This is a genomic window from Ramlibacter sp. (assembly GCF_035706265.1).
In the GTDB taxonomy this organism is placed as follows: Bacteria; Pseudomonadota; Gammaproteobacteria; order Burkholderiales; family Burkholderiaceae_C; genus Ramlibacter.
This window is the reverse complement of the sequence record NZ_DASSVG010000182.1, coordinates 1-6,525: the sequence shown is the minus strand read 5'-3', so window position 1 is coordinate 6,525 and position 6,525 is coordinate 1. Positions and strand designations below refer to the sequence as shown.

8 protein-coding genes are annotated in these 6,525 nt (G+C 71.1%); 5 read left to right on the top strand and 3 right to left on the bottom strand.

Features of this window, described 5'->3' with window-relative positions:
• A partial coding sequence (locus VFM98_RS06860; RefSeq protein WP_325109162.1) for a dihydroxy-acid dehydratase occupies window positions 1–1,064 on the bottom strand: 1,064 nt, incomplete at its 3' end.
• Window positions 1,065–1,206: 142 nt separating this feature from the next.
• Between VFM98_RS06860 and VFM98_RS06855 the strand changes: the two genes are divergently transcribed.
• Window positions 1,207–1,758, top strand: a complete 552-nt coding sequence (locus tag VFM98_RS06855) for a gamma-glutamylcyclotransferase (protein ID WP_325109164.1) — start codon at window positions 1,207–1,209, stop codon at window positions 1,756–1,758.
• A 63-nt stretch (window positions 1,759–1,821) separates the two neighbouring features.
• Here the strand turns inward: VFM98_RS06855 and VFM98_RS06850 are convergent, their stop codons facing one another.
• Entirely contained in the window at window positions 1,822–2,361 is a 540-nt protein-coding gene (locus VFM98_RS06850; RefSeq protein WP_325109161.1) for a nucleotidyltransferase family protein, read from the bottom strand.
• 35 nt (window positions 2,362–2,396) lie between these two features.
• Between VFM98_RS06850 and pdxH the strand changes: the two genes are divergently transcribed.
• A complete protein-coding gene (gene pdxH, locus VFM98_RS06845; RefSeq protein WP_325109160.1) occupies window positions 2,397–3,044 on the top strand; it encodes a pyridoxamine 5'-phosphate oxidase in 648 nt (215 codons plus the stop codon).
• Window positions 3,045–3,190: 146 nt separating this feature from the next.
• Here the strand turns inward: pdxH and msrA are convergent, their stop codons facing one another.
• On the bottom strand, window positions 3,191–3,727 hold the full coding sequence (gene msrA, locus VFM98_RS06840) for a peptide-methionine (S)-S-oxide reductase MsrA (protein WP_325109159.1): 537 nt from the start codon (window positions 3,725–3,727) through the stop codon (window positions 3,191–3,193).
• A gap of 89 nt (window positions 3,728–3,816) precedes the next feature.
• On the opposite strand from msrA, the gene VFM98_RS06835 reads away from it, so the two are divergent.
• The 3 genes from VFM98_RS06835 to VFM98_RS06825 all read left to right on the top strand — a co-directional run.
• Complete coding sequence (locus VFM98_RS06835) at window positions 3,817–4,581, top strand: YdcF family protein (protein WP_325109158.1); 765 nt, start codon at window positions 3,817–3,819, stop codon at window positions 4,579–4,581.
• Between the two features lie 112 nt (window positions 4,582–4,693).
• Entirely contained in the window at window positions 4,694–5,371 is a 678-nt protein-coding gene (locus tag VFM98_RS06830) for a TetR/AcrR family transcriptional regulator (protein ID WP_325109163.1), read from the top strand.
• A partial coding sequence (locus VFM98_RS06825) for an efflux RND transporter periplasmic adaptor subunit (protein WP_325109157.1) occupies window positions 5,368–6,525 on the top strand: 1,158 nt, incomplete at its 3' end. The genes VFM98_RS06830 and VFM98_RS06825, both read left to right, overlap by 4 nt.

The following is a 6,525-nucleotide window of genomic DNA, read 5'->3' as shown; positions in this document are numbered from 1 at the left end:
CCCGGCCCGCCGGCGGCCTGGAACTGGTTCACGTCGGCCACGCCATTGGGATAGACGCGCGCCAGCAGCGGCACCACCGAAGACAGCTCCTCGAAGTCGTTCCAGTCGATCACGATGCCGGCGGCGCGCGCCACGGCCACCCAGTGGATCAGGTGGTTGGTGGAGCCGCCGGTGGCCAGCAGCGCCGCCATCGCGTTGACGATGCAGCGCTCGTCGACCAGCCGGCCGATCGGCGTGAAGCGGCGCGCCTTCAGGATGCCGAGCGCCGTGCGCACGGCCTCGCGCGTGAGCTGCTCGCGCAGCGCCTGCTGCGGCTGCACGAAGGCCGATCCGGGCACGTGCAGCCCCATCGCTTCCATCAGCATCTGGTTGCTGTTGGCGGTGCCGTAGAAGGTGCAGGTGCCTTGCGTGTGGTAGGCCTTCTCCTCGGCCTCGAGCAGTTCCTCGCGGCCCACCAGGCCCTGCGCCGCCTGTTCGCGCACCTTGGCCTTCTCGCTGTTGGACAGGCCGCTGGGCATGGGCCCGCCCGGCACGAACACGGTGGGCAGGTGGCCGAAGTGCAGCGCGCCGATCAGCAGGCCGGGCACGATCTTGTCGCAGATGCCCAGCATCAGGGCGGCGTCGAACACGTCGTGGCTGAGGCCTACGGCGGTGGCCATCGCGATCACGTCGCGCGAGAACAGGCTCAGCTCCATGCCGGCCGTGCCCTGCGTGACGCCATCGCACATGGCGGGCACGCCGGCGGCAACCTGGGCCGTGGCGCCGTGCTTGCGGGCCTCGTCCTTGATCACCTGCGGGAACGCGCCGAAGGGCGCGTGCGCCGACAGCATGTCGTTGTACGAGTTGACGATCGCGATGTTGGGCGCGCGCTCGGCGACGACGCGGAACTTGTCGTTGGGCGGGATGCCGGCGAAGGCGTGCGCGACGTTGGCGCAGCCCATCCGGTCGGCGCCGCGTTCGCGGGCCGCGGCCTCGGCTATGCGGGCGAGGTAGGCGGAGCGGCTGGGCGCGCTGCGCTCGCGGATGCGCCGGGTCACCGCCTCCAGCACGGGATGCAGTTTCATTCGTGATCTAGTAGCGGGTCGTGTGCATCCTACCCCGCGGGATGGGCCTTGTGGCGCGTCGGCGGGTACGAACCGGTTACCAACTTCCGCTAGAGTTTCGCCTGTGAGCGAAGCGATGAAGCCGCCGCGCGATGCGCAGCGCATGCTGGAGCACGCCCTGGCCGAGTGGGGCGGCGGCGAGGACTTGTGGATCTTCGGCTACGGGTCCCTCATCTGGCGGCCCGAGTTCGACTACGCCGAGCGCCGGCCGGCGCGCGTGCACGGCTGGCACCGTGCGCTCAAGATGTGGAGCCGCATCAACCGCGGCACGCCCGAGCGGCCCGGCCTGGTGTTCGGGCTGCTCACCGGCGGCTGCTGCCGCGGCATGGTGTTCCGCATCCCGCGCGAGGAAGGCGCGCCCACGCTGGCGCGGCTGTGGAAGCGCGAGATGGTCACGGCCGTCTACGACCCGCGCTGGCTCACCGCGCACACGCCGCAGGGGCCGGTGCGCTCGCTCGCCTTCACGCTCTCGCGCCAGAGCCCCAGCCATACGGGGGAGCTGAGCGAGGAGGAGTTGCGCGCGATCTTCGCCGCCGCGACGGGGATCTACGGCACGACGCTGGAGTACGCGCACCGGACGCTGGAGGAGTTGAAGCGGCACGACATCCGGGATCGGAACCTGGAGCGGCTACTACGGAAGATCCGGGATTCGTAGGCTGGCAAAAGCGCTGGGCTTCGCGCTTCGCGGCTCAGCTTCGGCGGCTGGCGCCGCCCCAGCCTACGGGTTGCGCGCTCGTTCCAGCATCCGCTCGGCCCGGGCGAGGTCGTCGACGGTGTCGATGTCGGTGACGATGCCCGCATCGGGCAGCTCCAGCCGCAGCGGCTGCGCGGCGCGCACGATCGCGGCGGCGCCCTCGGGGCCGCTGAGCGCCATCAGCGCCGGGCCATGCTCCGCGGCAAAGCCCACGGGATGCCCGCGCGTGCCCTGGTGGAAAGGCAGGACGACGGAGGCGTGTCGCAGCGCCGCGGCCACCGCGCGCAACGACTCGGGGTGCACCAGCGGCAGGTCCGCCGGCAGCACCAGCCAGCCGCCGGCGTCGGCGGTGGCGCGCACGCCGGCCGCGATCGAATCGCCCATGCCCGGATGGGCCGCCGCCTCGACGTGCCACGGCAATCCGCTCGCGCGCACGGCGGCCAGGGTGTGCTCGATCACCGGCTTGCCCGCCAGCAGCGCCTGCAGCTTGGAACCCTGCCCACCGGAGGCGATGAAACGTTCGCCGCGGCCGGAGGCGAGCACGAGGACGACGGGAGGGCGCATGCGGCGAACTTAGCACCGAATGCGACAATCCCGCCATGAGCAGCCCGTCCGAACACATCGCCGCACTGCGAAAGAGCTACGAGCGCGCCGAACTGAGCGAGGACGCCTCGCATGCCGATCCGCTCGCGCAGTTCGACCAGTGGCTGGCGGAGGCGATCGCGGGCCAGGTGCCCGAGCCCAACGCGATGACGGTGGCCACCGTGGGCAGCAACCTGCGCCCCAGCACGCGCATCGTCCTGGTCAAGGGCTACGACGCGCGCGGCATCGTCTGGTACACCAACTACGAAAGCCGCAAGGGCCTGGAACTGGCCGGCAACCCCTACGCCGCGCTGCAGTTCCACTGGGTGGAGCTGGAGCGGGTGGTGCGCATCGAGGGCCGGGTCGAAAAGACCGGGGAGGGGGAAAGCGATGCCTACTACGCCAGCCGCCCGCTCGACTCGCGCATCGGCGCCTGGGCCAGTCCGCAGAGCCAGGTGATCCCCGGCCGCGGCGTGCTGGTGGCCAACGCGGCCCGGTACAGCGCGCAGTTCATGCTCAACCCGCCGCGCCCGCCGCACTGGGGCGGCTTGCGGCTGGTGCCGGACGAGTGGCAGTTCTGGCAGGGACGCAAGAGCCGGCTGCACGACCGCCTGCGCTACCGGATCGAAGCGGGCACGTGGATTCGCGAGCGGCTCGCGCCCTGACGGGAATTCACCTCAACTTCCGGACGCAGAGGACGCGAAAGATACGCAGAGGACGCAAAAAAGAGACAGAAGCCTGAGAAGGTTTTCTTTTGCGTCCTTTGCGTACCCTTTGCGTCCTCTGCGTCCGGAAGTTCGCCCCCCTCCGTTCACTTCCGCGCCAGTTCGCTGAAGGTCTTGCGGAACTTGGCCACCTTGGGCGCTGCCACGGCCAGGCAGTAGCCCTGGTGCGGGTTGCGCTCGAAGAAATCCTGGTGGTAGTCCTCCGCCGGCCAGTAGTTCGACAGCGGCTGCACCTCGGTGACGATGGGCTTGCCGAACAGCTTTTCCTGGCTCATCTCGCGGATCATGGCCTCGGCCTGCTCCTTCTGCTCCGGCGTGGTGGTGTAGATGCCGCTGCGGTACTGCGTGCCTACGTCGTTGCCCTGGCGATCGCGCTGGGTCGGATCGTGCACGACGAAGAAGATCTCCAGGATCTGCCGCAGGCTGATCTGCGCCGGGTCGTAGGTGAGCTTCACCACCTCGGCGTGCCCGGTGCGGCCGGTGCAGACCTCCTCGTAAGTGGGGCGCTGCGCCTGGCCGTTGCTGTAGCCGGATTCGACGTCGGTGATGCCGCGCACTTCCTTGTAGACCGCCTCGGTGCACCAGAAGCAGCCGCCGCCCAATACGATGGTTTCACTTGCCATGCCTGTCTCCTTGGACGCCCACTGTAGTGCCCCGCGCGCTCCCTTACCATCGCGGGCCATGCACGACGTCACTGCCACGGTGGGCTTCCTTGCAGCCCGGTGAGCTCAAGCCGATCCTCACCGCCCTGGTGCTGCCGCCGACGGGCACCCTGCTGCTGGCGCTCCTGGGCCTGCTGCTCGCCACCCGCCGGCGCGCGGCGGGGCTGACCCTGGCGGCGGTCGCCATCGTGCTGTCGCTCGTGGCCGGCAGCCACGCCGTGGCCCGCCTGCTGGCCCAGGAACTGCTGCCGCCGGTGGCGCCGCTGCAGGCGCAGGACCTGCGCAGCGTGCAGGCCATCGTGGTGCTGGGCGCCGGCGTCTGGCCCGACCCGCCCGAATACGGATCGGCCCAGCCCAGCGAACCGGCCCTGGTGCGGCTGCGCTATGCGGCGCGGCTGGCCCGCCAGAGCGGCAAGCCGATCGCCTTCGCCGGCGGCCTGGGCTGGGGCGCCATGGACGGCATGGAGCCGGAAGGCACGGTCGCCCGCCGGATGCTGCAGGAGGACTACGGCCTGTCGGTGCGCTGGCTGGACGACCGCTCGCGCGACACGGCGGAGAACGCCGAGCGCATGGCGGCGCTCGCCGGGCGCGACGGCGTGCGCCGCATCGCACTGGTGACCGATGCCGTCCACATGCCACGCGCGGCGGCGGCCTTCCGGCGCGCCGGTTTCGACGTGGTGCCGGCGCCCACCGATTTCCCGCAGCGGGAGCGCAGCGCCCTGCTGGAATGGCTGCCCTCCTCGTCCGGCTTCGTCGCGTGCCGGCACGTGATCCGCGAGTGGCTGGGCGGACTGGTCGCGCGGGCGGCGCACTGATCGCACGGATGGATGGGTTGCCTTGACGGGTCCGCCGCGCTCCAGCTACATTACTAACCGGTCAGTCATTAATCCCGCCTGCTTCACTCCTACCCGGAGCGCGATCTTGTCCGTGCCCCTGTCCGAACTCGCCCCCGACGATGAGCGCGCGCCGCGCCGCGGCCGCCGCAAGGAGGCCCGCCCCGGCGAGCTGCTCGATGCCGCCCTGGACCTGTTCGTCGAGAAGGGCTTCGCCGCCACCCGCTCCGAGGAGGTGGCCGCCCGCGCCGGCGTCTCCAAGGGCACCCTGTTCCTCTACTTTCCGAGCAAGGAGGAGCTGTTCAAGGCCGTGGTGCGCGAGAACATCTCGGGCCGCTTCGCCGAGTGGGAGCAGGAGTTCGAATCCTTCGAAGGCTCCACCGCGGACATGGTGCGCTACTGCATGCGGGTGTGGTGGGAGCGGATCGGCTCCACCCGCGCATCCGGCATCACCAAGCTGATCATCAGCGAAGCGCGCAACTTCCCCGACATCGCGGCCTTCTACCAGCAGGAGGTGATCCGGCCGGCCAACGACCTGATCCGCCGCATCCTGCAGCGCGGCGTGGACCGGGGCGAGTTCCGCCCGCTGGACATCGAATACAGCGTCTTCAGCATCGTCGCCCCGATGGTGTTCCTGATCATGATGAAGCACTCGCTGGGTGCCTGCGCGCCGCAGGAGTACCCGCTCGATCCCCAGCGCTACATCGACGCGCAGGTGGAGAACCTGCTGCAGGGCCTGTGCGCCCGGCCCGCGGCCAAGGGCCGGCCGTGAAGCGCTGGCGCTGGCTCCTCATCGCCTTCCTGGCGACCGTGGTACTGCTGGGCGGCTGGCGCCTGATCTCGGCCCGCCGGGCGGTGCAAGTGGCGCCGGTGGCGCAGCGCGTCGAGCCGGTGGTGGAGCTTGCGGCCACCGACGTGATCCGGGCCGGCGTGCGCGAGCTGCAGCGCGGCCTGCCCATCTCCGGTTCGCTCAAGGCGGTGAACTCCGCGTATGTGAAGGCGCGCATGCCCGGCGAGCTGCAGGGCCTCACGCTGCGCGAGGGCGACCCGGTGCGCGCCGGCCAGGTGGTGGCGCGCGTCGATCCGGTCGAGGCCCAGGCCCGCCTGCGGCAGGCGCAGCAGCAGGCCGACGCCGCCAAGGCGCAGATCGACATCGCCGAGCGGCAGTGGAGCAACAACAAGGCGCTGGTGGACCAGGGCTTCATCTCGCGCTCGGCGCTGGACACCTCGGCCAACAACCTGGCCGCGGCGCAGGCCAACCACAAGGCGGCGCTGGCCGCGGTGGAGGTGGCGCGCAAGTCGCTGGACGACACGGTGCTGCGTGCGCCCATCGCCGGCGTGGTGGCGCAGCGGCTCGCGCAGCCGGGCGAGCGGGTGTCGGTGGACACGCGGGTGATCGAGATCGTGGACCTCGGACGGCTGGAGCTGGAGGCGACGCTCAGCGCCGCCGACTCGGTGGACGTGCGCGTGGGCCAGGAGGCCGTGCTGCGCGTGGAAGGCAGCCCGCGCACGATCGCCGCGCGGGTGGCGCGCATCAATCCCAGCGCGCAGGCGGGCAGCCGCAGCGTGCTGGCGTACCTCGCCCTGGCCGACACCACCGGGCTGCGCCAGGGGCTGTTCGCGCAGGGCACGCTGGCGCTGGAACGCACTTCGGCCCTCGCGGTGCCGCTGGATGCGGTGCGCACGGACAAGCCTTCGCCCTACGTGCAGGTGGTCGAGGACGCCACGGTGGCGCACAAGGCGGTGCAGCCGGGCGGACGCGGCGAAGCGGACAAGGAGACCTGGGTCGCCGTGACGGGCGTCAAGGACGGCGCGGTGGTGATCCGCGGGCACGCGGGGGCGTTGCAGGAGGGGACGAAGGTGCGGTTCACTGCGCCGGCGGGACCCTCACCCCAGCCCTCTCCCGCAAGCGGGAGAGGGAGCAAG